The sequence below is a fragment of the Erwinia sp. PsM31 genome, assembly GCF_030433775.1.
Taxonomy (GTDB): domain Bacteria; phylum Pseudomonadota; class Gammaproteobacteria; order Enterobacterales; family Enterobacteriaceae; genus Erwinia; species Erwinia aeris.
Genome location: NZ_JARUWZ010000134.1, coordinates 1 through 218, shown reverse-complemented (window position 1 = coordinate 218; position 218 = coordinate 1). Strand labels below are relative to the sequence as shown.

General features: G+C 54.6%; 1 protein-coding gene. It reads right to left on the bottom strand.

Annotated elements, in window-relative coordinates; all coding sequences use genetic code 11:
* A partial coding sequence (locus tag QCD69_RS22745) for a hypothetical protein (RefSeq protein ID WP_301253598.1) occupies positions 1-218 on the bottom strand: 218 nt, incomplete at both ends.

Genomic DNA, 218 nt, shown 5'->3' with positions numbered 1-218 from the left:
GGTACATCATCTGCACCGTCACCTCTGACACGAACTTCTGCCGCAGCTTCTGGTAGTGCTCAGGGGCGCTATCCACCACCGCATTCAGCTGCGAGCGCAGGCGCTTGCTCATCAGTACGTCCGTATTGGATCTCGCGTAGGTCAGTCTCTTATAAACATCTGACGCAGCCCACGAACGATAGCCGGTGTTGATCTCGGTGGTGGCGGTATAAATAAAA